Here is a 25,859-nt window from a genome sequence, read left to right on the forward strand (position 1 = left end):
GACCGCCGCTCTCAAGAGCGAGGGTGGGGCACGGACTCCAGGCACATGGCGAGGCCGGTGGCGTCGGTGCCGATCTTGCGGTAGACGGAGGACAGCAGGTGCCGCACGCCTTGCTCGGTGAGGCGCAGTTCCTTGGCGACCACGGCCACCGGCTGGCCCTGGACGGTCAGTTCGGCGGTGCGGCGTTCCTGAGCGGTCAGTGTGTCGGCCTGCACGTACCGCAGCGGCAGCGGGCGCAGACCGGCCGCCGACAGTTCCTCCCTGGCCCGGGCGGCGAGCGCCTCGGCCCCGCAGTGGACTGCGCCTTCCAGGCCCTGGTAGAGCCGATCGGCGGCCTCCTGGAGCCGCCCGTTGCGGGACAGTGCGGCGCCGTGGCCGACCAGGGCGCGGGCGAGTTCGTACGCGGACGGTGACTGCTCCAGGTGCTCGACGGCCTCCGCGTACAGGTCGAGCGCCGCGGGCCCGCCGGTCACCTCGGCGAGGGTGTGGAGGGCCCGGCCGATGGTGGAGGCGGCGCCGAAGGCCCGGGCGCGCTTGACGGCCTCCCGGGCGTGCTCGACCGCCTCGTCCGGTGCGGTGGGGGCGAGCGCGGACGCGAGCCGCAGCTGCCACGGGCACCAGGCCGGGTTGCGCCAGGCCCGCTGGTCCAGCCAGTCCCCGACCAAGGACAGCAGCACCGCAGCTTCGGCGTGCCGTCCCTCCGCCAGGAGCAGTTCCGCGTACACGGTGCGAGGATCGGGGTAGATGACGGCGTTCGGAGTGACCTCACCGAAGTGGTGCTCGTCGGCCAGTGCGCGCGCCTCGCTGACGCGCCCACGGGCCAGCAGGGTCTTGATGAGGATGCCGACGGCGAACCACTGGGCGGGCACGGCCCCTTCCACCTTGTCGGCGATGCGCAGTCCCTCCCGCACGCGGTCCTCGGCCTCGGCCAGGCAGCCGCGGCGGTAGCGGATGTAGCCGGCGAGGGTCTGGCCGAAGGCCAGGTGAGAACCGCGCCAGCCCTTGGCCGCGCACTCCTCGATGCCCTTGTTGAACAACTCCTCGGCCCGTCGCGGCTGGTCGCCGTACATGAACACCAGGGCGACCGAAACGGGTACCTCGAAACCCCGGTTCTCGTCGGTCCAGCTCATGCCACCGTGCAAGGCCTTCTCGGCGTAGGCGAGGGCGGTCTGCCGGGGTTCGCCGCGCTTCACCGCGTCCCAGGCCCGCAGCCCCAGGATGTAGCGCTCCTCCAGCCTGCGACCGGGCAACTGCTCGGCCAGCCGCGTCAGCGTACGGGACCGGGCGGGCGAGTCGGGGTCGTCGGTGCGGACCATGCTCCAGACGAAGTGATCGGCCTGCATACGCAGTTTGACGCGCGGATTCGTGGCCTGCCGCGCCTCCTCGGCGGCCACGTCCACGGCCTCGGCCAGCTGATCGGTGTGGGCCAGAGCCTGCGTCAGCCGATAGACGATGGAGGCGCGCAGATCGGGGGCGACGTCGGGTTCCGCCAGCGCCTGGCGCAGATGCCGCACCGTGGCGGTGGGCTCGATCAGGAACGTGGAGCAGGCGAGTTCGTGAAGGACCGCGGCACGGTCCTCAGGCAGTGGCGGCTCCTGCAGCGCACGGGTCAGCAGGCGCCGGGCGGCCTCGGTCGCTCCGGCGCGAAGGTTCTCCCGAGCGGCCTCGCGCAGACACGCGACCGCCTCGGGGTTGCCCTCGCAGGGGACCTCCAGCAGATGCCGGGCGGCGGCGGTGGGGCCGTACCCGGCGGCCAGGACGGCTTCCGCCGCGGCGTTGTGCAGACCGGCCCGGAAGGCTGAGCGGATGGACCGGTAGATGGTGGTGGCGATCAGTGGATGAACGAACTCGAGCTCACCCCCGGGACCGTGACCGTCGGCCAGGATCCGGGCGGTGCGCAACTGCTGGGTCGCCTCGGCGACGGTCTCGTCGCCGAGCACCGCGATGGTCGCGGCGAGCTGAGGTGAGAAGGGCGAGCCCAGTACGGCAGCGACGTGCGCGAAGCGGACGGTCGTCGTGTCGAGCCCTTCGAGACGCTCGATCAGCCCCGGGCCCTTGACCGCCGCGGCGAGCTCACGCATCGCGGGCAGGTCGTCCTCGGTGCCCCTCAGGTTCCGCTCGCCGAGTCCGATGGCGAGCTCCACCGCTTCGAAGGGGCTCCCGCCGGTGGCCGACCAGCATTCCCTGCAGAACCGGTCCTCGGCTCCCTCCCCGACCTCGTGCCTGACGATCCGCGCCACGCCGTCGGCGGTGAGCCGGTCCAGGGTTTGGGGGCGGCCCCCGTGGCGTCCGACGAGTGTGCGGAGTTCCTCCGCCTCGGGGGGCAGTTCGTCGGGTCGGTAGGCGAGCACGATCAGCAGCGGAAGGTCCTCGACCCGTGGCGCGAAGGAGGAGAGCCAGTTGAGCGACTCGGCGTCCGCCCAGTGCAGGTCGTCCAGGAGCAGGACGACGGGCGGCTTCCTCACGGTGAGGCGCGTCATGACCCAGTCGAGACCTTCGCGGACCCCGGTCGGGTCCGGCACCGGGCCCGGGCCGTGCGCCTCGAGGCCGAGAGCGGCGGCGACGATGTCGTACCAACTGCCCATGAAGGCGCGGAGTTCCGCCCCGTCCATCGCCGCCAGCGGAGGCTGCATGAGCTGGCGCACCACGCGGAACGCCAGCTCCTGCTCCTTCTCGCCGCCCCGGCCCGAGAGCACGGTGAACCCGTGCGCCGCAGCCCGGGAGCGGGCTGCCCTGACGAGTGCTGTCTTGCCCAGTCCGGCCGACCCGGTGAAGGCGAGCAGCCCCCTGCGCCGCGCTCGCGGAACCCCGTCCGTGGTGTGCCGCAGTTCCTTGAACGCGGCGTCGAGAGCATGAAGTTCCCGCTGCCGCTCGATCAACATCCGGTGCTCGGCGATCGGGGGCCGTGGCTCCTTCGCCATGTGCCGTACCGCCTTCAGTAGTTCGGCCTCGGAGCAGCCGAGATTACGCCTCCTGACGGTGCGGCAGGCCGGATTGTGCACCAACGGATGAATCATCGATCGAAGGGAATGAGAAGGCCCGTTTCTCGGGTAGGAAATTCGGATGGGCCTGTTCCAGGGGGTCTCTCACCGCAGCATGACGGGGGGCGTCACGGGAGCGCCGGCACGCACGCCGCGTCCGCGTAGCGCGGCACGGTCCGGGACCAGTAGTAACAGCCGCGGACCCAGCCGATCATGCCCTCCACGTAGCCGACGCCCGAGGGGCTCAACTCCGGTTCGACCTGGGCGAAGAGCATCTGGAACTCCTTGATCGTGGCGTTGATCTGCTGGATGGCCAGCATGACGGCCGCCGGCAGAGAGCAGCGCTGTTCGCGCTGGTGGGCGAGGGCCAGGTTGATCATTCCGCCTGCGCGCTGTTCCTTCACCGCGGAGAACAGGTCGGGTATCCACACCGCCGCGTCGGCGGACAACCGGCCCAGTCGGCGTACGACGGGGTGGTGGAGTTCGGCGTGGGTCAGCTCGTGCGGCTGGGCGGCCTCGCACAGCGGATGGAACGGCTCGACGCCCGCGGTCAGCGACCGTATCGACGTGCAGTGCCCGGTCCGCAGGGGGAGGGAGTCAGCCTGCGCCACCGCCTCGTACAACAGGCCGTGCACGTACTCACGGCTCTTCCACGCCCACCGCGCGGCCTGGTCCGGCGTGCACCGCTCCCGGACCTGCCGGTGGAGATCGGCCAGGGCCGCGCCGAGCGGAGTGCTGGGCCGGCGGCCGTCCCGCAGAATCGCGATGCTCTCGAACAGCATGGGCATCAGCAGACCCGGAGAATGCCGACCGATTTCCTCCGCCCGGTCGTCGAAGACGAATTGATAGGCGATCTGATTGGCCACGATCTGGAGGAGACCGGAATCCATGGTGGGGCTGTTGTAGGAGGCGAGCTCGGCGGGGCGCGTGCGGGCGATCATCGCCGCGACCTCCGGATCGGCGGTCAGCCCCCACGCGGCCAGCCATGCGTCGACGCCTGCCGTGGCCGCGGGTTCGTGGCGATTCCGCATGAACGGGAAGGGCATGTGGAGGTGGGTGTCGATCAGTTCCTTGAGATGGGGAACCGGAATTCCGTCCGGTACACCGACCGCGATTTCCTCATGCGTTGTCGACACCGCTGTCACCTGCCGTCCGGGAATCCGATACGCGAAGGGTGGCCATGGGGTCGCAGGCCATGATCAACGAACGGGGCCCCAGGGTGATCGCGGGGCGCGGTTTGGGTTCGACATGCCCGGGCAGATGGCGCAGCCGCCAGCGCCCGGCGATGGTCGCGAGCGCCAGTGTGGCCTCCGCCATGGAGAACTCGTCCCCGAGGCATTTGCGGCTGCCCGCGGAGAACGGCATCATCGCGCGGCGCTGTACGGCGGTGACCTGCCCCGGTAACCAGCGGTCGGGGAGGAAACGGTCGGGGTCGGTGAACGACGAGGAGTCATGGTGCAGGAGGTAGGGGCTGTACAGGACGGTGGCGCCGCGCGGCAGGCGACACCCGGCCAGTTCCGTCTCCTTGGTGGTGAGGCGGGTGAAGAGCCAGCCGGGCGACGTGTGGCGCAGCGTCTCGGAGACGACACACCGCGTGTACACGAGGTGCGGCAGATCATCGGGGCCGGGCCGCCGGCCTCCGGGGAGAACGGCGTCGAGTTCGGCGTGCAGACGGCGCTCCGCCACCGGATGGCGGGCCAGCAGGCTGAAGGCGTCGGCCAGGCACAGCGCGGGGGCCTCGACGCCGGTGAGCAGGAGCGTGATCAGGTGATCGTGGACTTCCCGGTCGGTGATCGCCGGCGTTGCGCCCTCCCCCCGCGTGGCCGCGAACAAGGTTCCCAGCACATCGTCGTGGGAGGCACCCCGGCGCCGGTCCGCTATGGCGGCGTCGATGATCGCGTGCAGCCGGTCGACCGCGCGCTGATAGCGGCGGTTGGCGGGAGTGGGGAGGCGGAAGAGGGCCTCGATCGGCACGGCCGTGCGGACGAACAGGCCACGGACGATGACGGTGAGACAGTCCCGCACCTCGGCGGCCGTCTTGTCGTCGAGAGAGTCGGAGAGGAGGACTCGGCTGATCACCCGGGTCGTCAGCGCCATCATCGCGTCAGAGACGCGGACCACCTGCCCGGCGGACCACGCGCGGCACGCCGACTCGGCTTCCTCGCTGACCAGGTTCGCGTAGGTGGCGACGTGGGAAGGGCGGAAACCGGGTTGCAGCAGCCTGCGTTTGTCCCGATGCGCCGGTTGGCGGCAGGTGACGAGACCGTCGCCCATCAGCTTCCCGAGCTTGTCGTAGAGCGGGCCCCCCTTGTCGAAGGTGTGCGGATCCTTGAGCATCTCGTGGACCAGCTCCGGGTGACACACCATCCAGGCGCGCTGGGGGCCCAGTCGTATCTCGACGAGATCCCCGTACGCGGGCAAAGAATTCAGAAACGCCAACGGCTGACGGAACAACGCGATACCGTGACCGAGGATGGGGAATATGCCTGGAGCAGTACCTGTCCGCCATACTCGCTCCTGTTCAGGCACAGCACGGCTCATGGGAAACCTCCTGCCTGACGTGACACGCAAATATTCGGTGAACGTGCCACGGACTTGACACTTGAGTCATGTCCTGCCCAGTCCAAGCGGCAATCGGTTTCCGGAAACCTTTCTCCAAAGGGGCGCACAGGAGCACGGAGAAGCAAAGGAAGCATTCGGCCAAGGGCAGTTGATGCATCGTGCGGCGACGGGTGAATTTCACCTGTCACTTCTATGTAGTCCCGCCCCATGTGGTCTGGCCCCATGTGGTCTGGCCCTACATGGTCTGGCCTTATGTGGTCCCGCCCCGTGTGGGACGGGACCACAGTCGCTCAGCGTTCGCGTACGCGGACGACCTTCAGGGCGGGCGACGACAGGATGTCCTTCTCACAGAACCGCGCGGTCACCCACTTCTCACCGGAGAACAACCGGGTCTGGTCGCTGAAGTGGGGCGAGTTCGGGTTCGAGGACTGCGAGTACGTCAGCAGCGTACGGGCCACCGGGCAACGGCTGCCGTCCCAGCCGACCGCCTGGATGTGGCTGGAGCCGGTCGTGACCTCCGTATAGCCACCGCGCGCCTGGTCCCACACCGCCTCGATCTTGTTCCACACGCCCAGCCCTTCCGTGCCGCCCGGAACGGGGATGCGCTGACCGTTCCGTGCGACGACCTGGTGCTCACCGAGGCGGGAGTCGAGCGCGATGCCCGCCGCCCGGAGTTCGGCGACCGTGTCCGCGAGGGCCACGGCGAAGCCGGGGGCGGCGGTGTTGAGGGTGTTAGGTGTGCGCACCGGGTCCGCCGCCGAGAAGGGCACCTTCCAGCGCTGGGCGGCCGACACCTTCGCCGTCAGCTTTCGCCAGAACCGGTCGAAGAGCAGGGCGCCCCGGCTGCCGGTGTCCATGGTGCGATCCCAGGCCGCGAGCACCGAACAGGCCTCCGTGACGTCAACCGCCTTGCCGTCACTGCCTGTTGCCGATCCGCCCGGCAGCGCGGCACACGCCGTCGCCGTGTCGGCCGCGGCCAGGTCGGCCGCGGGCACCCGGTTCGCGAACTGTTGCCGCTCCAGATCCCGGAAGGTCAGACCGCCCCGCCCGGCCATCGCCGCCACGTCCTCGATCGCTCCACGCGTGCGTGGCGAGCGCTGGGTGCCGATGTTGCCGAAAATCCGCTCGTATCCGGTGAGCGGCCGGTCGGCGTTGGCCAGCCACGCGCTGTCGTTGGAGTTCTCCGCGTACGGGGCGTCCTTCAGCGTCGGCATGCGCGCGGGCCCGAAGGTCCCGGGCTGGACGGCGTCGGTGTCGCGCCCCAGGGTGCAGTCACCCCGGGATCCGTCGAGGACCGCGAGGCCCGCCGCCGGATAGGTGGCCTTGCCGAGGTCCGTGGAACACCGCGCCGCGACGTCGTCGGTGATCCGGGGCAGCACCTGCGACTGGGTGTACAGGGAGTGTCCCGAGGAGTCCGCGGCGATGGTGTTCACCCACGGCAGCCCCTGGTGCCGGGCGAGGGACGCGAGGACGTCGGCGGTGCCACGCGCCTTGCTGAAGCCGAGTGAGGTGTCGGCGAAGCGCAGGTTGGCCGCGTTGGGGTCGTTGAGCGCATACGCCGTCGTCGCGGTCCAGGGCAGCGGGAGTTCGCCGTCGGCGGAGGCCGCGACCGGGCCGTACCGGGTCCACCACTGGGTGCGGGTCACCGGGGCGCCGTCCTTGACCGCGACGGTCACGGTCCGCTTCTTCATCCGCTCGGGTTCGCCGTCCACCAGATAGACGGTGGGGTCGGCCGGATCCAGCGTCAGACGGTGCAGATTGAACGGGACGCCGGTCGAGACAGTGTGGCTCCACGCCACATGTGAGTTGTAGCCGATGGAGATCGTCGGCGAGCCCAGCAGCGACGCCCCGGCGACGTCGAGCTCGCCGGGAATCGTCTGCTGGGCCTGCCAGAAGCGGCGTCCACCGTGCCACGGGTAGTGCGGGTTGCCCAGCAACAGGCCGCGGCCGGTGGCTGTGGTGTCACCCCGGAAGGCGACCGCGTTCGACCCCATGTCCGCGTCGGCGGTCCGCTCGCGCACGGCCCGTATCAGCGTCTCGGCGTCCGGGCTGGTCCCGATGCCCTTGCCGCGGGCGGCGGATCCGGTGGGCGGCTGGGCAGAGGTGATGTCGTCCACGGCGCCGCCCTGGCCGCCGAGCACGGCGACGGCGTAGAACCGGGCGGCCACGTCCAGCGAGGTGACCGGCCGCACCCAGGCGGCGCCCTTGCACGCGGGGTCCGTGATCCGGTTCTGCTTCAGCCAGGCGTTGTAGCCGGTCGCGAAGCCCCGCATCAGGTCCTTGACCTGACGGCTCGGGCCGCGCGGTGCCGGTTCGGCGAGGAGCTTTTCCACCGTGCGTGTCTGGCGTACGCCTCGGAAGTACAGGTCGCTGGAGAGGTTCTTGGTGGCCGAGGACAGCGAGAAGTCGGTCGCCGCGTCCGGCCCGAAGAAGCGCGAGCGCTCGCCGCGCACGGTCACGAATCCGTCGGCGAGCGTGCACACCTGGTCGGCGGCCTGCGCCCAACCGGTGCCGAAACCAAGGGACTTGTAGTCCTTGGCGACGATGTGCGGAATGCCGTACTCGGTATAGCGGACGACGGCGGACAGACCGCCGTGCGAGAGCTGTTCCTGCTGTTCCTGCTGTTCCTGCTGTTCCTGCCGGTCGTGCTGGTCCTGCCGCTCGGCCGCAGTCGCGGGCAGCCCGGCGGTGGCGGCGAGCAGGGCGACGGCCGCGACGACGAGCCGTCTGGGGCGGGTGCGCATCGTGCCTCCCAACGTCATTGAGGGAAGGAGCCGTTGAGCGTACCAACGGGTATGTGTCCCCGGTGAGGTGTACTGGTGTCCTGCTTGACCTGTCTGTGCGACACACCGAGGATCATGTGTCATGACGCCAGGAGACGGCAGCACGGTTGACGGAGTACTGCGCCGCAGTGCCCGACGCACCCCGGCGCGCGTCGCGGTCGAGTACCGCGACCGCACCTGGACGTACGAGGAACTCGACGCGGCCGTATCGCGCGCGGCGAGCGTCCTGCTCGGCCAGGGCCTCACCCCCGGCGACCGGGTCGGCGCGTACGGCCACAACTCGGACGCCTATCTGATCGCCTTCCTCGCCTGCGCCCGCGCGGGCCTCGTCCACGTCCCGGTCAACCAGAACCTCACCGGCGACGACCTCGCGTACATCGTCGGCCAGTCCGGCAGCTCCCTGGTCCTCGCGGACCCTGACCTGTCGGCCCGCCTCCCGGACGGCGTCCCTGCGCTGCCCCTGCGCGATGCCGACGACTCACTGCTGGCGCGGCAGGCCACGGCGTCCGCCTACGACGGCCCGGAGCCGCGCAGCGAGGACCTGGTGCAACTGCTCTACACCTCGGGCACGACCGCCTTGCCGAAGGGCGCGATGATGACCCACCGCGCCCTGGTCCACGAGTACCTGAGCGCGATCGCCGCCCTCGATCTGAGCGCCGGCGACCGCCCCGTCCACTCGCTGCCGCTGTACCACTCGGCGCAGATGCACGTTTTCCTGCTGCCGTATCTGGCGGTCGGCGCCACGAACATCATCGTGGACGGGCCCGACGGCGAGCAGCTCTTCGACCTGATCGAAGCGGGCCGCGCGGACAGTCTGTTCGCTCCGCCCACGGTGTGGATCGGTCTGGCCAACCGCCCCGACTTCGCGACCCGTGACCTGGATGGTCTGCGCAAGGCGTACTACGGCGCCTCGATCATGCCGGTGCCGGTCCTTGAGCGGCTGCGTGAGCGATGGCCCGAGCTCGCCTTCTACAACTGCTTCGGCCAAAGCGAGATCGGCCCGCTGGCCACCGTGCTGGCCCCGGACGAACACAAGGGCCGCATGGACTCCTGCGGTCGTACCGTCCTCTTCGTCGACGCCCGTGTGGTGGACGAGGACGGCGAGGACGTCCCCGACGGCACGCCTGGCGAGATCGTCTACCGCTCCCCGCAGTTGTGCGAGGGCTACTGGGACAAGCCCGAAGAGACTGCCGAGGCCTTCCGGGACGGCTGGTTCCACTCCGGCGACCTCGCGGTGCGGGACGCGCACGGCTACTTCACCATCGTCGACCGGGTGAAGGATGTCATCAACTCCGGTGGCGTGCTGGTCGCTTCACGTCAGGTCGAGGACGCCTTGTACACGCACGACGGCGTCGCCGAGGTCGCCGTCGTCGGCCTGCCCGACGAGCGGTGGATCGAGGCGGTCACGGCGGTCGTCGTCCCACGCGGCGAGGTGAGCGAGGCCGAACTGATCGAGCACGCGCGCGAGAAGCTCGCCCACTTCAAGGCGCCGAAGCGGGTGGTGTTCGTCGAGCAGCTGCCGCGCAACGCGAGCGGGAAGATCCTCAAGCGGGAGCTGCGGGACCGGTTTGCAGAGGGTTAGGGGTTTGCAGAGGGTCAGGGCCTGTCCGGCGGTTCTTGCCGGACAGGCCCTGGTCCCGGGGACCGCTCAGCGCTTGAGCGTGAAGGTGAAGTCGCCGGAGAGCTTGCCGCTCAGCCGGACTGCCGAAACGAGGTTCCCCTCCGTGATCAGTCTCTCGACCTCGGCCCGCGAAAGACCGCAGCCTTCAGCGATCAGTCGCACCGGCCGGACAGGGATCCGCGCCGCAAAGCGGACCGAGACGTCGATCACCTCGCGGTCCAGGTGATCCGATCCGCCGGTGTCGAGCCGCCAGGCGTTGTCCCAGTCGAGGGCTATGCGATTACGGCGCCGCACGACCGGATCCTGGAGCAGCTCGGCTGTCAGGCCAAGGTCGTTGTCGTGCAGCCGGTCCAGCAGCTCAGGCCGTACGGAGCGCACATTCATCCGTTCCAGGACCGTGAGTTTTGCAGTGTCCCCGCAAGCCGTACAGAGCACGAGGAGCCAGGCGTCGATGAGCTTGTGGTTTGCGTTGACGCGAAACTTACCGCTTGCCCTGAAGCGCCCGGACGCGCACGTGTGGCAACGGCGGAGAACGGTCGGCAGGCAGGTGGGCATGACCACCCAGTTGTTGAGCACAGAAGTACACCGGTTTCAGTGAGAAGTCCGCAGCAAAAAGCAGCGCGGCGCATATGCGCGACGCGCGACCAATCAGCGCTCGGGAGGTCTCACAGGGTGTACAACGGCACGTCCTTGCCTAGACGACTTGGTTCGGCAGCACGGTAATGGCGCACAGCGGCGCTGTTCCACTGGTTTTCGAAGAGCGGCCCGTACGTCCTGCCTAGCGGGGTCGAAGGTCCTCGATCCGCCGGATCTTGCCGACGGACCGTTCCAGCGACTCCGGTTCGACGATCTCCACGGCGACCGACACCCCGATGCCGTCCTTCACGGCCGCCGCGATGCTCTGCGCGGCGGCGTCCCGCGTCTCGGGCGACGCGTCGCGGCGAGCTTCCGCCCGCACCGTGAGGGCGTCGAGACGGCCCTCCCGGGTGAGGCGCAGCTGGAAGTGGGGTGCCACGCCCGGTGTTCGGAGCACGATCTCCTCGATCTGCGTGGGGAAGAGGTTGACCCCGCGCAGGATGACCATGTCGTCACTGCGCCCGGTGACCTTCTCCATCCGCCGGAACACCCGGGCGGTCCCCGGCAGCAGCCGCGTCAGGTCCCGCGTGCGGTACCTGATGACGGGCATGGCCTCCTTGGTGAGCGAGGTGAAGACCAACTCGCCCTCCTCACCCTCGGGCAGCACCTCACCGGTGAACGGGTCGACGATCTCCGGGAAGAAGTGGTCTTCCCACACATGCAGCCCGTCCTTGGTCTCCACACACTCCTGCGCCACCCCCGGCCCGATCACCTCGGACAGCCCGTATATGTCGACGGCGTCGATCGCGAACCGCTCCTCGATCTCCTGACGCATCTGCTCCGTCCAGGGTTCGGCACCGAAGATGCCCACGCGCAGGGAGGTACCGCGCGGATCCACGCCCTGCCGCTCGAACTCGTCGAGGAGGGTGAGCATGTACGAGGGCGTCACCATGATGATCTCGGGCCTGAGGTCCTGGATCAGCTGGACCTGGCGGGCCGTCATACCGCCGGACGCGGGGATGACCGTACAGCCGAGCCGCTCGGCACCGTAGTGTGCGCCGAGCCCACCGGTGAACAGCCCATAGCCGTACGCCACATGCACTTTGTCCCCGGGCCGCCCGCCCGCCGCCCGGATCGAGCGGGCCACCATGTCGGACCACAGGGAAAGGTCGGCGTCGGTGTAGCCGACCACCGTGGGACGTCCGGTGGTGCCGCTGGAGGCATGGATGCGGCGGATACGGTCCTGGGGCACGGCGAACATCCCGTACGGGTAGTTCTCGCGCAGGTCGGCCTTGGTCGTGAACGGGAAGCGGGCCAGATCGGCGAGCGAGCGGCAGTCGTCGGGCCGTACGCCGGCCTTGTCGAAGGACTCCCGGTAGAACGGCACGTTGTCGTACGCGTGCCGAAGTGACGCCCGCAGCCGCTCCAGCTGCAATTCCCGCAACGCCTCATGGTCGAGCCGTTCCCCCGAGTCCAGCAGCTCCGTCGCATCCGCCATGGGGAGTTCTCCCTCGCCAACCGCGTCAATCCGGACGACCGATCATTCGGTACGGGTGTTCGGGATCAGTAATCCAGGCGGCGGATGATCAGGCAAGGGGGCGGCTCGTACATTTCTGCGCGTGACGCGGCTGCGCTGCGGCGAACGGGCGACCGCGGAGGGGGGCACGGCGGGCAGGGCGGCTTGAGAGCCCATGGGGTGCGGGCGAGCCGCTGGTCACCCTGCCCGGCGGGCCGATGCGGGCCTCCGCCTACCTGGGTGACCTGGACGCCGAGTTCCTGGACGGGAGAGGCCGTCGAACGGGCTGAGTTCGGCCCGGATGTTCCACGGTCGTAATGTTTCGTCGAAGAGAGCTGGAAGAGGCACCTGAACGAGGGGACAGCTGTGGGCGCTCCACGCCTGAGCAGTACGCCATTGCCCGGCATCGGGGTCCGCTACGACCTCACCACGCGCGAACAGCGCCGCCTGTCGGTGGTCGCCCACCGGGACGGTTCGCGGACGCTGAGCGCGTACAGCAAGGACGATCCGGACGCCTGCGCGCTGTCGGTACGGCTCACCTCCGGTGAGGCGGCCACGTTGATCGACGCGCTGATGCCGGCGCACCACAGCCCCAACCTGCTGTCCACCACCGAGCTGGGCCTCGTCGCCGAGCGGACCGAGCTGTCCGCCACGTCGCACTGGAACGGACGGCTGCTCGGCGAGACCCGGATGCGCACCGAGACCGGCGTGTCCATCGTGGCCGTGCTGCGCCGCGCCGAGGCCATCCCGTCGCCGACGCCGGACTTCCGCCTGGCCGGCGGCGACACCCTGATCGTGATCGGCACCCGCGAGGGTGTGGAGGCGGCCGCGGCGATACTCGGACGGGAGTGAGCCGCGATGCACTCCTCCGCGGTCTTCCTCATCGAGTTCGGCGCGATCATCCTCGCCCTGGGGCTGCTGGGCCGGTTCGCCGGGCGGTTCCAGTTCTCGCCCATCCCCCTGTACCTGCTGGCCGGGCTCGCCTTCGGCAAGGGCGGGCTGCTTCCTCTGGGCGCCAGCGAGGACTTCGTCGCCATCGGCGCCGAGATCGGCGTGATCCTGCTGCTGCTCATGCTCGGCCTCGAGTACACGGCCAGCGATCTGCTCTCCAACCTCAAGACCCAGTACCCGGCCGGTCTCGTCGACGCCGCGCTCAACGCCCTGCCAGGTGCCGCGATGGCGCTGCTGCTCGGCTGGGGTCCGGTCGCCGCCGTCGTACTGGCCGGTGTCACCTGGATCTCCTCCTCCGGTGTCATCGCGAAGGTGCTCGGTGATCTCGGGCGGCTCGGCAACCGCGAGACCCCGATCGTCCTGAGCATCCTGGTCCTGGAAGACCTCTCCATGGCCGTCTACCTGCCGATCGTCACCGCCTTGCTCGCCGGTGCCGGTCTCGCCGCGGGCAGCGTCACGCTCGCCATCGCGCTCGGCGTCGCGGGACTCGTCCTCCTCCTCGCGGTGCGCTACGGCCGCCACATCTCCCGGTTCGTCTCCAGCGACGACCCCGAGAAGCTGCTGCTCGTCGTGCTCGGCCTGACCCTCGTCGTGGCCGGGCTCGCCCAGCAGCTCCAGGTCTCCGCCGCCGTCGGCGCGTTCCTGGTCGGGATCGCGCTGTCCGGTGAGGTGGCCGAGGGGGCGCACAACCTCCTGGCGCCGCTGCGGGACCTGTTCGCCGCCGTGTTCTTCGTCTTCTTCGGCCTGCACACCGACCCCGCGAGCATCCCGCCGGTGCTGCTGCCCGCGCTCGCCCTGGCCGTCGTCACCGCGCTCACGAAGATCGCCACCGGCTACTGGGCCGCCAAACGCGCCGGGATCTCCGCGAAGGGCCGCTGGCGCGCGGGCGGAACGCTGGTCGCCCGCGGCGAGTTCTCCATCGTCATCGCCGGGCTCGCCGTCACCGCCGGCATCGAGCCGTCGCTGGGCCCGCTGGCCACCGCCTACGTACTGATCCTGGTGATCCTGGGCCCGCTCACCGCCCGCTACACCGAACCTCTGGCGACCCGTCTGACGCAGCGCCTGGGCAGGCGCGCGCCGAGGGGCTCGGCAGCCACCGCGGCAGAGACCGGGGGCGAGGTCGACGCGTCGCGGGACGCACCGCATGAGGTGATGGAGGGACAGGACGTCGTCGGCCAGCCCTGAGCGAGCGGTACAGCCGACTGCCGACCGCCCTACCGGCCAGGGTTCCCCACGACAGCCATAGCCATAGCCATAGCCAGAGTGCCCATCGCTCCAGTCACCGGCCGAGGGACAGCAACCGCGCTTCAGCGGCTGAACCGACGCCGGTACGTGACGTAACCGGCGGCCAGCGCCACCGCACCGACGGCCAGGCCGGCTCCCAGCGCCACCTCGAAGTCCGCCGGCCCCGTGCTGCCGCCCAGGCCGCCCCTGACTCCCTGCGTGGGGAGGGGCGAGAGGGTGGGGAGCGGCGTGCGTATGGGGAGCGGCGAGGAGACGGCCGCGTCACGGCGCGGCAGGTCCTCACAGGCGACGCCATCGTCCCTGCCCCGGTCCTCGTCCAGGCGATGGTGGTCATCGGGGTCGCGGTTGAACTGCGCCTGTGCGTCTTCCTGGAAGGCGAAGTCGCCGCAGTCCAGGTCGCTTTGGGCGTGGGCGATGGGGGCCGCCGGGCCGGTGGTGACGAGGACGGTGATCGCGGCTGCGCATATCGCATGGATGCGTCTCTTCACGAGCGTTCCCTTTCGGTCGTGCGGTCTCGACGACCGTCATTGCGACCGTAGGGACGTCACCCGCTCACCGGCGCGTCCTGTTACGCCATACGACTTCTCCGCCCATCGGCGGTGCCCGAACGGCCCAGCCCCGGGTGCTCAGTCCGTCTGCGGCCCGTACGCCGTCATGAAACGGTCGCGGAACTTGTCCATGCCCCAGGTCGGCGCGTTCTCGGCGGGCTTGAGGCCGTCGCTCCAGTGCCAGTCGGCGATCTTGTCGAGGACCTTCTGGTCGCGGGCGACGATGGTGACGGGGACGTCCTTGCTCGTGTTGCCCGCGGTGACGGTCGGGACGGGCTGGTGGTCGCCGAGGAAGACGAGGACCGTGTCGTCGGTGCCGTAGCGCTCGACCCATTCGGTGAGGCTGTGGAGCGAGTACTCGATGGCGCGACGGTACTCGGTGCGCACGCGCTCGGGGTCCTTCCAGACCTCCTTGGGGTCCGTGCCCTCCTTCTTGATCTGGTGGAAGACCGAGCCGTCGCCGAGGTCGTCCCAGTCGACCATCCGGGCGATGGGGGACCAGGGATTGTGGCTGGAGGCCAGGATGATCTCCGCCATGATCGGCTCGCGGTCCTTCTTGCCGTGCTCCAGACGCTGGAAGGCCTCCAGGCTGAACTGGTCGGGCACGGGCGTCCAGCTGAAGTAGGGGCCCTGGTAGCCCAGGTGCTCGGAGTCGTAGATGTGGTCGAGAGCGAAGAACTTGCCCTCCGGCCAGGCCCGTCGCACCCCGGGCACGACACCGACCGTGCGCCACGCACCCGTCTTGCGGAAGTAGCTGTTCAGTGTGGCGCGGTCGCTGGTGGTCAGACTCCGGTACCGCTGCTGGTTCTTGATCCAGAGACCGGACAGGAAGGTGGAGTGGGCGAGCCAGCTGCCCGCTCCCGTCACCGGGGACTTCAGCCAGGCGCTGCGCGACTGGAAGCCGGCCGTCTTGAGCGAGCTCGTCCCCTCCTTGAGCACCGCGTCGATCTGCGGCGCCATCGCCGGGTCGTCGATCGCGACACGGCCGTAGCTCTCGATGAACGTGAACAGCACGTCCTTGCCGCGCAGTCCCGTCAGCAACTGGTCCGGCGGCGTCTTCGCGAAGGCGTCCACCGCCGCCTGCTTCTCGAAGACCCGTCCGTCCTTCAGGCCCGCGCGCACCTGCTCGATACGGTTGTTGACGAGGTCGGCGTTGGCCTTGGTCGCGAGCGGAACGCTGGTGACCTGGATGCTCAGCGTCATGCAGGTGATCCAGGCGGTGCCGAGGATCAGTGTCGTGCGGGCGGCGACGGCGCGATGGCGGACCATCAGGTTCGTCACCCGCACCATCGCGAGTGTCATGAGGACGAGCACCGCGACGATCAGGACGAGCACCCCGACCACCGCGAGCACCTGGCCGGTACGCCCGAACGACTCCCGTACGAACTCCGCCGCGTCGTCGAGCAGGATCCAGTCCAGGACCAGGTCGAAGGGGCGCGCCAGAACCGAGTAGAAGCCCATGTCGACGAACTTCAGTACCGTGAGCAGACCGAGGAGCGCGCCCGATACCACCGCCATCAGCCGCCGTGACCGCGTCGGCAGCGCCAGCAACAGTCCCGCGAGCAGGATTCCCTCGGCCGGGAGGCGGAAGAACGCCTCGGCGTCGAGTCGTTCGAGGCGGTTCGGCACGAGGAGCGCGAAGAGCAGCAGCGCGCCGGCCAGGACCGTCGTCCCCACGGTGACGCCGCGTGCGGTACGGGGGTAGCGGCGCCGCCAGCCGAACCAGCCGGGGGGTGGGGAGCCGGAGGGCTCCGCAGACGGGCTCGCCTTTGTTTCGTCGTCCGCGGCAGTCTCGGCCGCTGCTGCGGTCCCGTCTTCTGCCGTCCCCGCTTCCGTCGTCCCGGCTTCCGCCGTCCCCGCTTCTTCCGTCTCCTGCGTTACTTCGTCTGTTGCCTCCTGCGACACCCGGAGGTCCTCCCGTGCGGTCTTGCGATGGCATGGCAAACAGCGCCCAATGATCGGGCCTGCCCCCACGAGTACGTCCGCACGTCACCTTAGGTTCAATCGGACCTGCCCGGAATTCACCCGTCCGCCGCCGACACCGCCGACACCGCCGCCACCGCCGTCTCCCGCGCCCACCGGTAGTCCGCCTTGCCGCTGGGCGAGCGCCGGATCGAGTCCGTGATCACGAGCTGGCGGGGGATCTTGTATCCCGCGAGGTGGGAGCGGCAGTGGGTCTGGATGTCCGCCAGCGAAGGCTGTACCGCACCTGCCCGCAACTGCACCACGGCCGCCACATGGTGCCCCCACTTCGGGTCCGGCACCCCGGCCACCAGTACGTCGTACACGTCGGGGTGGGACTTGAGCGCCTGCTCGACCTCCTCCGGGTACACCTTCTCGCCCCCGGTGTTGATGCACTGCGAGCCGCGGCCCAGCACGGTGACGACGCCCTCCTCGTCGACCGTGGCCATGTCGCCGAGCAGCACCCACCGCTCGCCGTCCTGCTCGAAGAAGGTCTCGGCGGTTTTCCCCGGGTCGTTGTAGTAGCCGAGCGGCACGTGACCGCACTGTGCGATCCGGCCCACCTCGCCCACGGCGACCGGCTCGTGCGTGGTCGGATCGACCACCTGGGTACGGGAGTTGACGCGGATGCGGAAGCCGCGCTCGGGACCGGAGTCCTCGGTGGCGGTGCCGTTGAAGCCGGACTCCGAGGAGCCGAAGTTGTTCAGCAGCATCACGTTGGGGACCAGCGCCTGGAACTGCCGGCGCACGGTCTCGGACATGATGGCCCCGGACGACGACACGCTGAACATCGACGAGCAGTCCGTGCCCTTCATCGGCCCGCTGAGCGCGTCGACCAGCGGCCGCAGCATCGCGTCGCCGACCAGCGACACGCTGGTGACCTTCTCCTTCTCGATCGTCCGCAGGACCTCCTCCGGCGCGAACTTGCGGTGGATTACGACGCGTTGGCCGAAGTTGAAGCCGATGAAGGCGGTCAGCGTGGACGTGCCGTGCATCAGTGGAGCGGTGGGGAAGAAGGTGATCCCGTCGCCGCCCGCCGCCACCCGCTCGGCGAGCTCCTGCGGCTTCTTCACCGGCTCACCGGTCGGCGCGCCGCCGCCCAGCCCCGAGAAGAACAGGTCCTCCTGGCGCCACATCACACCCTTGGGCATCCCGGTGGTGCCGCCGGTGTAGATGATGAACTGGTCGTCCCCCGACCGCGCCGGGAACCCCCGCTCGGGCGACCCCGCGGCCTCGGCGTCCGCGAATGCCACGGCGGGCACGACCGGAGCACCGGCCGCGCCCGGCGCCACGGCGCCGACCCGCACCAGATGCCGTAGCCCGTCCACCCGCGGTAGCGCCGCCGCCACCCGGTCCGTGAACTCCGCCTCGAAGACCAGGGCCACCAGATCGGCGTCCCGGTAGAGGTACACCAACTCCTCTTCCACATAGCGGTAGTTGACGTTGACCGGGACGATCCGCGCCTTCAGGCAGCCCAGCACCGTCTGCAAGTACTCGATGCCGTTGTAGAGGTGGAGCCCGAGGTGCTCGCCGGGACGTATCCCGCTGTCGATCAGATGGTGTGCGATCCGGTTGGCGGCCGCGTCCAGCTGCGCGTACGTCAGACGGCGCTGCGCGCCCGTGCCCGGGTGGTCGATGTACACGAGCGCCTCGCGGCCCGGAACCACGTCGACGACAGACTCGAACAGGTCGGCAAGGTTGTACTCCACCGCTCCTCCTGACCTCGCTCTCCACCGGCTGCCGGTCATCAGAGCAAAGGGCGGCACAACTGTGAAGGGCCCGCGCACAAGAAATCTGACTGTCTGTCAGAAAACCCTTGAAGTGCCCCGGCGCCTCCTGCAACCTGTTCTCGTTCTTTCAGAGGGGAGATGGGCGATGGGTGGGACGGAACACCTCACCGTGCAGCGCGAAGGCGCCACACTGGTGCTCACGCTGAACAGGCCGGAGGCCAAGAACGCGCTCTCACTGGCGATGCTCGTCGGCCTGTACGACGGCTGGCTCGAGGCCGACGCCGACGACTCGGTCCGCTCGATCGTGTTCACCGGGGCGGGCGGCTCGTTCTGTGCGGGCATGGACCTCAAGGCACTGGCCGGCAAGGGCATGGAGGGAGAGCAGTACCGGGACCGGCTGAAGGCCGACCCCGACCTGCACTGGAAGGCGATGCTGCGCCATCACCGCCCCCGCAAGCCGGTGATCGCCGCCGTCGAGGGGTACTGCGTCGCGGGCGGCACGGAGATGCTGCAGGGCACCGACATCCGCGTCGCGGGCGAGTCCGCGACCTTCGGGCTCTTCGAGGTGAAGCGCGGCCTGTTCCCCATCGGCGGCTCCACGGTCCGCCTGCAACGCCAGATCCCGCGCACCCACGCCCTGGAGATGCTGCTCACCGGGCGCCCGTACAGCGCCCGCGAGGCCGCCGACATCGGCCTGGTCGGGCACGTCGTCCCCGACGGCACGGCACTGACCAAGGCCCTGGAGATCGCCGAACGCATCAACGCCTGCGGCCCACTGGCCGTCGAGGCCGTCAAGGCGTCGGTCTACGAGAGCGCCGAACTGACCGAGACCGACGGCCTCGCCGCCGAACTGCAGCGCGGCTGGCCGATCTTCGACACCGCGGATGCCAAGGAAGGCGCCCGCGCCTTCGCGGAGAAACGACCGCCCGTCTACAAGCGCACCTGACCGCCGTGCCCGGCCCGTGCGCCCCACCTCCAAAGGAGATCCGCGGGATGCCCGAAGTCCTCAAAGCGCCGCTCGTCGTCGAGTTCCCCTTCACCCGCTCCCTCGGCCCCGTCCAGAGCGCCTTCCTCACCGGCCTGCGCGAACGCATCGTGCTCGGAGTGCGCACCGGCGACGGCCGCACGCTCGTCCCGCCCGTCGAGTACGACCCCGTCACCGCCGAGGAGATCCGCGACCTGGTCGAGGTCGCCCCCACCGGCACGGTCACCACCTGGGCCTGGAACCACGCCCCCCGCCGCGACCAGCCCCTCGACACCCCCTTCGCCTGGGCCCTGGTCCGTCTCGACGGCGCCGACACCGCCCTCCTGCACGCCCTCGACGCCCCCGGCCCCGACGCCGTGCACACCGGCATGCGCGTCCGCGTCCGCTGGGCCGGGGAACGCACCGGCGCCATCACGGACATCGCCTGCTTCGAGCCGTACGACGGCAGCCCAGCCGAACCCACGGGCCACACCGGGGAGTTCGAGGACCCGATCACCGGCATCGTCGCCCGCGCCCGCCTCGACTACACCTACTCACCCGGCCGCGCCCAGACCGCCTACATCAACGCCCTGGCCGACCGTCGCAACGTCGGCGAACGATGCCCCTCCTGCCGCAAGGTGTACGTCCCGCCGAGGGGTGCGTGCCCCACATGTGGGGTCGCCACATCAGAACAGGTCGAGGTAGGTCCTCGCGGCACAGTCACCACGTTCTGCATCGTCAACATCAAGGCGAAGAACCTCGACATCGAAGTGCCCTACGTCTACGCCCACATCGCCCTCGACGGAGCCGACCTCGCCCTGCACGGCCGTATCGGCGGCATCCCCTACAACCAGGTGCGCATGGGCCTGCGCGTCGAACCTGTGTGGACCGAGGGCGGCCGCTACCCCGACCACTACCGGCCGACCGGCGAGCCCGACGCGGACTACGACACGTACAAGGAGCTGGTGTAGATGGCCAGGGACCTGCCGGTCAGGGACATCGCCGTCGTAGCCTTCGGCCAGACCGATCACCGGCGCACCAGCGAAGAGCTCTCCGAGGTGGAGATGCTCATGCCGGTCCTGCACGACGTGCTCGCACAGACCGGCCTCAAGACCACCGACATCGGCTTCACCTGCTCCGGCTCCAGCGACTACCTCGCCGGCCGCGCCTTCTCCTTCACCCTCGCCCTCGACGGCGTCGGCGCCTGGCCGCCGATCTCCGAGTCGCACGTCGAGATGGACGGCGCGTGGGCGCTGTACGAGGCGTGGACCAAGCTTCTGACCGGGGACGCCGACACCGCGCTCGTCTACTCCTACGGCAAGTCCTCGCCCGGCCCCTTGCGTGACGTCCTGACCCGGCAGCTCGACCCCTACTACGTCGCGCCCCTGTGGCCCGACTCCGTCGCCCTGGCCGCCCTCCAGGCGCAGGCCCTCATCGACGCCGGCGACACGGACGAACCCGCGCTCGCCGCCGTCGCGGTCCGCAGTCGCGATGTCGCTGCCACCAACTCCCATGCCCAGCTGCAGGGTTCGGTGCCGCAGGGAGAGTACGTGGTACGACCGCTGCGTACCGGCGACTGCCCGCCCATCGGCGACGGGGCCGCCGCCGTGATCCTCGCGGCGGGGGAGCGGGCCCGCGAGCTGTGCGAGCGGCCCGCCTGGATCCGTGGCATCGACCACCGCATCGAGGCACACGGCCTGGGCGTGCGCGACCTGACCGACTCACCCTCGACCCGCCTCGCCGCCGAGAAGGCCGGCGCCTTCGAACGGCCCGTCGACACCGCCGAGTTGCACGCGCCCTTCACCTCCCAGGAGGTCGTCCTGCGCAAGGCGCTGAAGCTCGAAGGCGGCGTGCGCGTCAACCCCTCCGGCGGGGCCCTCGCCGCCAACCCCGTCATGGCCGCCGGGCTCATCCGCATCGGAGAGGCCGCCGCCCGCATCCACCGGGGCGAGTCCGACCGGGCGCTCGCGCACGCCACGTCCGGACCGTGTCTGCAACAGAACCTGGTCGCCGTACTCGAAGGGGATCCGCGATGAGCAAGGAGCCCGTGGCCGTCGTAGGCGTCGGTCAGACCAAGCACGTCGCGGCGCGCCGGGACGTGTCCATCGCCGGGCTCGTCCGGGAGGCTGCCCAACAGGCCCTCGACGACGCCGAGTTGAGCTGGTCCGACATCGACGCCGTCGTCATCGGCAAGGCGCCCGACTTCTTCGAGGGCGTGATGATGCCCGAGCTCTACCTCGCTGACGCGCTCGGCGCGGTGGGCAAGCCCATGCTCCGGGTGCACACGGCCGGTTCGGTCGGCGGTTCCACGGCCCTCGTCGCCGCCAACCTGGTCGCGGCCCGCGTGCACGGCACCGTGCTGACGCTCGCCTTCGAGAAGCAGTCGGAGTCGAACGCCATGTGGGGCCTGTCCCTGCCGATCCCCTTCCAGCAGCCCCTGCTGGCCGGCGCGGGCGGGTTCTTCGCGCCGCACGTGCGCGCGTACATGCGGCGCAGCGGCGCGCCCGACACGGTCGGCTCGCTGGTGGCGTACAAGGACCGTCGCAACGCGCTGAAGAACCCCTACGCGCACCTTCACGAGCACGACATCACGCTGGAGAAGGTCCAGGCCTCGCCCATGCTCTGGGACCCGATCCGCTACTCGGAGACCTGCCCGTCCTCCGACGGTGCCTGCGCGATGATCCTCACCGACCGTGCCGGAGCCGCCCGCGCGCCCCGTCCGCCCGCCTGGATGCTCGGCGGCGCGATGCGCAGCGAGCCCACCCTCTTCGCCGGCAAGGACTTCGTGTCGCCGCAGGCCGGGAAGGACTGCGCGGCCGACGTGTACCGGCAGGCGGGGATCGCCGATCCGCGCCGGGACATCGACGCGGTCGAGATGTACGTGCCGTTCTCCTGGTACGAGCCCATGTGGCTGGAGAACCTCGGCTTCGCCGCCGAGGGCGAGGGCTGGAAACTCACCGAGTCCGGGGTGACCGAGCTCGACGGGGACCTGCCCGTCAACATGTCGGGCGGCGTCCTGTCCACCAACCCCATCGGGGCCTCCGGCATGATCCGCTTCGCGGAGGCGGCCCTCCAGGTGCGCGGACAGGCCGGGGAACACCAGGTCGACAGGGCCCGCAAGGTGCTCGGGCACGCCTACGGCGGCGGCTCCCAGTTCTTCTCCATGTGGCTCGTGGGCTCCGAGTCCCCGGACGCATGAGCGAACTCCCCGGACGGGGGGTGGAGGTGACTCCGCAAAGGTCCTCCTCACGTGGCCTGTTGACACTCGGAACCGATCGCTAGGCTGGCCCGCGGACGACGCGAATCGGGAGGAGCACGGACGTGGCCGAGAGCACCACCATCCAGCAGCAGCCGCTCACGGGCTGGGACAAGCCGGAGCTGGACCTCAGCAGCGCCGACTGGCACTCGAGCAGCCGTGGCCTGGGGGATGTCCAGATCGCCTTTGTCGAGGGGTTCATCGCGATGCGCAACAGCGGCCGCCCGGAGAGCCCTTCCCTGATCTTCACCCCCGCCGAGTGGGGTGCCTTCGTGTCGGGTGCGAGGGAGGGCGAGTTCGACCTGACCTGACAGCCGTCCTCGGGCCGATCCGGGGGTGTTCCACCCGTTTTTCCGGACACGCGACCTTGACAACCCCCCTGGGGCCGATGCCTGAGCCAGGCTGACCCCGGGAGGGGGAAGGTCGTATCCGGAGGTGAGGAACCCATGAGCACCCTGCCGGTCATCGCGGCGGTCGACGGCTCGGACGACGGCCTGGTCGCGCTGGACTGGGCCTTCGAGGCAGCTCTGGTGCGCGGGGCGCCGCTGCGGATGGTCCACGTGCAGCAGTACGCCGCCTGGGCCGAGCCCGGTGTGCCGCCCGCCGGACGACCGCAGCCGGAGGACGATCCGGTGCTCCACCACGTACGCCGGTATCTGGCGGGGCGGGTCGAGCGGCCGGAGACGGAGTATCTCGCCCCGGAGGGCGCGCCCGCCGCGGTGCTGCCCGAACTGGGCTCCACGGCCCAGCTGTTGGTGCTCGGCTCCCGCGGGCGCGGGGGCTTCGCCGGCCTGCTGCTCGGCTCCAACGGCATGGCCGCCGCACGTGACGCCGAGTGCCCGGTCGTCGTGGTGCCCAAGCCGGGACGCCAGGTCCACGACGACATGCCGATCGAGCCGGGGCCGCGGGTCGCCGTCGGCCTGCAGGTCGACAGCCCCGACGAGGCCACACTGTCCTTCGCCTTCGCCGAGGCCGCCCGGCGCGGCGCCCGACTCCAGGTCGTCGCCGCCTATTCATGGCCGGCCCACCTCTGGAGCGCGGCTCCCAGCCAGATCGTGCCGCCGCCCGTCGACCAGGACGCCGTCGAGCACGAGACCCGTACCCTCGCGGAAGGCTTCCTCGCCCCGTACCGCGACCGTCACCCCGAGGTCCACGCCGAGCCCTACGTCGCCCCGGGCGATGCGGCCGGCCATCTCGTCGCGGCTTCCAGGGACGCGAACCTGGTCGTCGTGGGCCGCCACCGACGTCGCCTACTGGCACCCGCCCCCATGATGGGCTCGGTGACCCAGGCGGTCCTGCTGCACGCCGCGAGCCCGGTGGCCGTGGTGCCGCCCGCGCCGCCGGAGGAGTGAGAGGACGCCGGAGTGCGTCACGCGGTGCCGAACCAGGCCTCGGCCAGGGACGGCAGCGTACCGTCGGCCGGTGCGCCCAACTCCCGTATGTACCAAGGGAGATTGCTGTACACGTGCAGCAGTGTGTACGCCAGCAGCTCGGCCGGGGCGAAGGTGGTGCCGTACGACTTGGTGAGGCGGGCCAGCAGTCGCGGATCGCCGCGGGTGACGAACAGGCCCACGCCGACGAAGTCGTAGGCGCGGTCGCCGATCATGGCCGGCTCGAAGTCGAAGAGTCCGGTCAGGCGCCAGCCGTCGGGATCGACGAGGAAGTGCTGCCGCATGACCTCGGTGTGCAGCAGGGAACGGTGCGGGGTGCGCGGCAGCGGGACCGAGGCGAGGAACTCCGGGATCTGCTCCAGCCAGGCGGCCGGCAGACCGCGCTCGCGCTGCTGCGACACCGCCCCGGCACGCTGCCGGTCCACGAACGCGCCCCAGTCCCCGGGCCCGAGGACGTCCTCGAGCGGCGCGGCATCGAGGGCATGGAGGACGGCCAGGGCCTCGCCGATCTCGGTGACGAGCCGCTCCCGGTCGGGGCGCGGGACGCGGTCCCAGGCGCCGGCCAGGTTCTCGCCGCGCAGCCGGGACATCAGGACGTACCGCCAGCCGTTCTCGTACGGACCGGCGTCGCGCACGCTTGGCGTCGGGACGGGCAGGAGCCCCTGGACATGGGACAGGACGCGGCCCTCGGCGATGCCGTCCCGGGCGGCGGCTCCGGGGAACAGCTTGAGGACGTGTTCGTCGCCCACGGCGTAGACCGGCTGCGACCCGTCCGGGAACCGCGTCAGCGGGAGGCCGGCCAGACCGAGGCGGGCGCACAGGTCCTCCGCTCCCACCCGCATCACTTCCTCGTCGGGGACGACGGCGTCCCATTCCTCGTCCGTTTCCACCGGCGGCAGCATGATCGGGACCGTAGGGCGGCCGCTGCCGGAGGGCAACGGAATTCCGCGGCCCGCGACGGCATCGCGGAGCACTCGGGAAGTCGCGCCCCGGGTCAGGGAGCAGGGTCCGAACCATGCCCGCGCGTCACGGAGCAGGCCCGGCCACGTACCATGGCGACATGTCGTTCCTCCGCCGCCGCAGCGCCACGCCCGCCGGGCCCGACTTCGACGTACTGGCCATGGATCCGGGCGACTGGCCCGGCAATCTGGGCGCCGGGCTGCTGCCCGCCCCCGACGGCAGCTGCCAGGGCGTCTTCCTGCGCTACGACCTCTTCGGCGGCCGCGGCCCCGCGATGATCATCGGCAATCTGCCCGAGGGTTCCCCGGCCCGCGAGGTCGACGAGGGCGAGATCCCCTTCGAGGTCGCGCAGCTGCTGCTGGCCCTGGAGAACGACGAGGAGGTCACCGTCGTCGGCAGCGAGGACGTGCCCGTGATGCAGGGCGACAACCTCCTGATCGTGCGCCGTCTGAAGCTGAGCGAGAGCCGGATCTCCTGCGTGCAGTTCGACCGCAGCGACAACGTCCTGGTGACCATCGCCGCGTGGGACCGCCCCATCACCGACGATCTGTACGCCCTCCTGAAGCCGCTGCCCGCGGAGCTCTTCCAGCAGGGCTGAGTCCTCCCACCTGGGGCCCCGCTGTTCGGGGTTCCGCGCATGTTGTCATGACCCTTGTCGCAGAGTCATCGGACCTCTAGCGTCAGGGGTCATGTCGCATGAGCCGCATGAGATCACTCGACGGACGACGTTAAAGGCCGCAGCCAGTGGTGCGGGCGCGCTTGCTCTGGGCGCGGGGTCCATCGAGGCTGTCGCCGCTGATTCCTCCGATGTAT

At 70.2% G+C, this 25,859-nt stretch carries 20 protein-coding genes; 10 read left to right on the forward strand and 10 right to left on the reverse strand.

Going from position 1 to position 25,859, the window contains the following annotated elements:
• Nucleotides 1–11 precede the first annotated feature (11 nt).
• The 4 genes from PBV52_RS48935 to PBV52_RS48950 all read right to left on the reverse strand — a co-directional run bounded on the left by PBV52_RS48935 (nucleotide 12) and on the right by PBV52_RS48950 (nucleotide 8,287).
• Complete coding sequence (locus tag PBV52_RS48935; protein WP_373922051.1) at nucleotides 12–2,921, reverse strand: AAA family ATPase; 2,910 nt, start codon at nucleotides 2,919–2,921, stop codon at nucleotides 12–14.
• Between the two features lie 188 nt (nucleotides 2,922–3,109).
• On the reverse strand, nucleotides 3,110–4,117 hold the full coding sequence (locus PBV52_RS48940) for a (-)-alpha-amorphene synthase (RefSeq protein ID WP_274248584.1): 1,008 nt from the start codon (nucleotides 4,115–4,117) through the stop codon (nucleotides 3,110–3,112).
• Nucleotides 4,101–5,522: a cytochrome P450 gene (locus PBV52_RS48945; RefSeq protein ID WP_274248586.1), complete on the reverse strand. Its 1,422-nt coding sequence runs from the start codon at nucleotides 5,520–5,522 to the stop codon at nucleotides 4,101–4,103. The genes PBV52_RS48940 and PBV52_RS48945 overlap by 17 nt, the downstream gene beginning before the upstream one ends.
• Before the next feature lie 311 nt (nucleotides 5,523–5,833).
• The gene (locus PBV52_RS48950; protein ID WP_274248588.1) at nucleotides 5,834–8,287 is read right to left on the reverse strand and encodes a penicillin acylase family protein; all 2,454 of its coding nucleotides are present in this window, start codon (nucleotides 8,285–8,287) and stop codon (nucleotides 5,834–5,836) included.
• Nucleotides 8,288–8,408: 121 nt separating this feature from the next.
• Here PBV52_RS48950 and PBV52_RS48955 point away from each other — a divergent pair, with 121 nt between their 5' ends.
• Complete coding sequence (locus tag PBV52_RS48955) at nucleotides 8,409–9,908, forward strand: acyl-CoA synthetase (protein WP_274248590.1); 1,500 nt, start codon at nucleotides 8,409–8,411, stop codon at nucleotides 9,906–9,908.
• Nucleotides 9,909–9,974: 66 nt separating this feature from the next.
• Here PBV52_RS48955 and PBV52_RS48960 read toward each other — a convergent pair whose 3' ends face one another.
• Entirely contained in the window at nucleotides 9,975–10,523 is a 549-nt protein-coding gene (locus PBV52_RS48960; RefSeq protein ID WP_274248592.1) for a DUF1062 domain-containing protein, read from the reverse strand.
• A 202-nt stretch (nucleotides 10,524–10,725) separates the two neighbouring features.
• Nucleotides 10,726–12,021, reverse strand: a complete 1,296-nt coding sequence (gene paaK, locus PBV52_RS48965; protein ID WP_274248594.1) for a phenylacetate--CoA ligase PaaK — start codon at nucleotides 12,019–12,021, stop codon at nucleotides 10,726–10,728.
• A 384-nt stretch (nucleotides 12,022–12,405) separates the two neighbouring features.
• Here paaK and PBV52_RS48970 point away from each other — a divergent pair, with 384 nt between their 5' ends.
• Together PBV52_RS48970 and PBV52_RS48975 are read left to right on the forward strand one after the other, a co-directional pair.
• Entirely contained in the window at nucleotides 12,406–12,891 is a 486-nt protein-coding gene (locus tag PBV52_RS48970) for a cation:proton antiporter regulatory subunit (protein ID WP_274248596.1), read from the forward strand.
• A 6-nt stretch (nucleotides 12,892–12,897) separates the two neighbouring features.
• Nucleotides 12,898–14,175, forward strand: a complete 1,278-nt coding sequence (locus PBV52_RS48975; protein ID WP_274248598.1) for a cation:proton antiporter — start codon at nucleotides 12,898–12,900, stop codon at nucleotides 14,173–14,175.
• A gap of 122 nt (nucleotides 14,176–14,297) precedes the next feature.
• On the opposite strand, the gene PBV52_RS48980 is transcribed toward PBV52_RS48975, so the two are convergent.
• The 3 genes from PBV52_RS48980 to PBV52_RS48990 all read right to left on the reverse strand — a co-directional run bounded on the left by PBV52_RS48980 (nucleotide 14,298) and on the right by PBV52_RS48990 (nucleotide 18,454).
• Nucleotides 14,298–14,723: a hypothetical protein gene (locus PBV52_RS48980; protein ID WP_274248600.1), complete on the reverse strand. Its 426-nt coding sequence runs from the start codon at nucleotides 14,721–14,723 to the stop codon at nucleotides 14,298–14,300.
• Between the two features lie 138 nt (nucleotides 14,724–14,861).
• Nucleotides 14,862–16,688 (reverse strand): sulfatase, encoded by a 1,827-nt coding sequence (locus PBV52_RS48985; protein ID WP_274248602.1) that lies wholly within the window; start codon nucleotides 16,686–16,688, stop codon nucleotides 14,862–14,864.
• A gap of 116 nt (nucleotides 16,689–16,804) precedes the next feature.
• Nucleotides 16,805–18,454 carry an acyl-CoA synthetase gene (locus tag PBV52_RS48990; RefSeq protein ID WP_274248604.1) on the reverse strand — a complete coding sequence of 550 codons (1,650 nt, stop codon included), beginning with the start codon at nucleotides 18,452–18,454 and terminating at the stop codon, nucleotides 16,805–16,807.
• Between the two features lie 166 nt (nucleotides 18,455–18,620).
• Here PBV52_RS48990 and PBV52_RS48995 point away from each other — a divergent pair, with 166 nt between their 5' ends.
• From PBV52_RS48995 to PBV52_RS49020, 6 genes are all read left to right on the forward strand, one after another.
• On the forward strand, nucleotides 18,621–19,421 hold the full coding sequence (locus tag PBV52_RS48995; RefSeq protein WP_274248605.1) for a crotonase/enoyl-CoA hydratase family protein: 801 nt from the start codon (nucleotides 18,621–18,623) through the stop codon (nucleotides 19,419–19,421).
• A 47-nt stretch (nucleotides 19,422–19,468) separates the two neighbouring features.
• Nucleotides 19,469–20,410: a Zn-ribbon domain-containing OB-fold protein gene (locus tag PBV52_RS49000; RefSeq protein ID WP_274248606.1), complete on the forward strand. Its 942-nt coding sequence runs from the start codon at nucleotides 19,469–19,471 to the stop codon at nucleotides 20,408–20,410.
• Entirely contained in the window at nucleotides 20,411–21,475 is a 1,065-nt protein-coding gene (locus PBV52_RS49005) for a thiolase domain-containing protein (RefSeq protein WP_274248608.1), read from the forward strand. It abuts the gene before it with no gap.
• The gene (locus PBV52_RS49010) at nucleotides 21,472–22,638 is read left to right on the forward strand and encodes a thiolase domain-containing protein (protein WP_274248610.1); all 1,167 of its coding nucleotides are present in this window, start codon (nucleotides 21,472–21,474) and stop codon (nucleotides 22,636–22,638) included. Before PBV52_RS49005 ends, PBV52_RS49010 begins: the two co-directional genes overlap by 4 nt.
• Before the next feature lie 122 nt (nucleotides 22,639–22,760).
• Nucleotides 22,761–23,006: a DUF397 domain-containing protein gene (locus tag PBV52_RS49015; protein ID WP_128429686.1), complete on the forward strand. Its 246-nt coding sequence runs from the start codon at nucleotides 22,761–22,763 to the stop codon at nucleotides 23,004–23,006.
• Between the two features lie 135 nt (nucleotides 23,007–23,141).
• Nucleotides 23,142–24,047, forward strand: coding sequence for a universal stress protein (locus PBV52_RS49020; protein ID WP_274248613.1), 906 nt, complete (start codon nucleotides 23,142–23,144; stop codon nucleotides 24,045–24,047).
• Between the two features lie 17 nt (nucleotides 24,048–24,064).
• Here PBV52_RS49020 and PBV52_RS49025 read toward each other — a convergent pair whose 3' ends face one another.
• On the reverse strand, nucleotides 24,065–24,988 hold the full coding sequence (locus PBV52_RS49025) for a phosphotransferase family protein (RefSeq protein ID WP_274248614.1): 924 nt from the start codon (nucleotides 24,986–24,988) through the stop codon (nucleotides 24,065–24,067).
• Nucleotides 24,989–25,146: 158 nt separating this feature from the next.
• Here PBV52_RS49025 and PBV52_RS49030 point away from each other — a divergent pair, with 158 nt between their 5' ends.
• A complete protein-coding gene (locus PBV52_RS49030) occupies nucleotides 25,147–25,644 on the forward strand; it encodes a hypothetical protein (RefSeq protein ID WP_234767165.1) in 498 nt (165 codons plus the stop codon).
• The last annotated feature ends 215 nt before the right edge of the window (nucleotides 25,645–25,859 follow it).

Source organism: Streptomyces sp. T12, assembly GCF_028736035.1.
In the GTDB taxonomy this organism is placed as follows: domain Bacteria; phylum Actinomycetota; class Actinomycetes; order Streptomycetales; family Streptomycetaceae; genus Streptomyces.